This is a genomic window from Natrinema soli, from assembly GCF_028618695.1.
Map to the genome: position 1 here is coordinate 1 of NZ_JAQIVI010000130.1, position 880 is coordinate 880.

General features: G+C 64.2%; 1 protein-coding gene and 1 pseudogene. One reads left to right on the forward strand and one right to left on the reverse strand.

The features are described from left to right. Window positions 1-244 precede the first annotated feature (244 nt). Window positions 245-415 (reverse strand): HVO_0758 family zinc finger protein, encoded by a 171-nt coding sequence (locus PGX04_RS08640; RefSeq protein ID WP_176548119.1) that lies wholly within the window; start codon window positions 413-415, stop codon window positions 245-247. Window positions 416-695: 280 nt separating this feature from the next. Between PGX04_RS08640 and PGX04_RS08645 the strand changes: the two are divergent. Beyond that, window positions 696-880 (forward strand): annotated as a pseudogene (locus tag PGX04_RS08645) (glycosyl transferase family 2); the annotation flags it as partial.

The following is an 880-nucleotide window of genomic DNA, read 5'->3' on the forward strand; positions in this document are numbered from 1 at the left end:
GACGCGGCGGCGGTCGTCACGGCGGCCTCGAGTTCCGTCGGGTTGACGCTCAGAACTACCTCGAGCGACGCGGCGGCCGAGTGTCAGTACGGAGACACGTCAGTACAACTGACACGTCAGTACGGCCGGTCGGTCGACCGACCACCCTTCAACGGATCTCGAGTCGCCACGACACTGATACCGTCGGCAGCCACTCGTTGGGGTGGCACGCCTCGATCCGGCCGCACGGGTCGGCCGCCGATCCTTATCGGATCTCTTTCCACTCCGCCTCGCAGTCGGGGCAGATCCGGACCGTCTTGATCTCGTCCGGGTCGTTTTCGGTCTTCAGCGGCTTCTCGCACTCGGCACAGACGAGGCGATCGTAGGTGTCCTTCTCGAGTTCGTCTTCGCGGAGAGCCTTCCGGACTGATTTCATGTTCTCCCTGTAAGCAGGAGGGGGAGAAAAAGACCGGTGCTCTTTCGGATCCCGAGTCGGCCCTCGTTCCGAGGCAGACGACCGTCGACGAGAGCGTTTCGGTCGCCCTCGAGACCGCTCTCGGCCCCGTCCGTAATCGCGTCTCTGCTATCGACCGTTCCCGAGTATCGATTCGACATCACCAATTCGCATAGTCACTGGCAGAGACGCCTGCTGACAGCCGACAGTATATCTGGCCGGAGTCGTGGCCGTTTTACCGGCTCGCTCGAACAACTTACCGATGGAGTACGTCCAGGAGCGGATCGCGACGCTCCACGAGTTCGGCGAGGGCGACGGGATGAGCGAGTCCCTCGCCCGCGACGCCGCGGCCGCGGTCAGCGAGACGGCCATTGTCGTCCCGATGACAGCCCGCGAGTACGAGAGCCCCGCCGCCGAACGCGTCCTCGGTGAACTCGCGCGCCTCGA

Bases quoted from the DNA above. Each gene is read 5' to 3' on its own strand.
- PGX04_RS08640 (WP_176548119.1), bottom strand. From the start codon at position 415: ATGAAATCAGTCCGGAAGGCTCTCCGCGAAGACGAACTCGAGAAGGAC.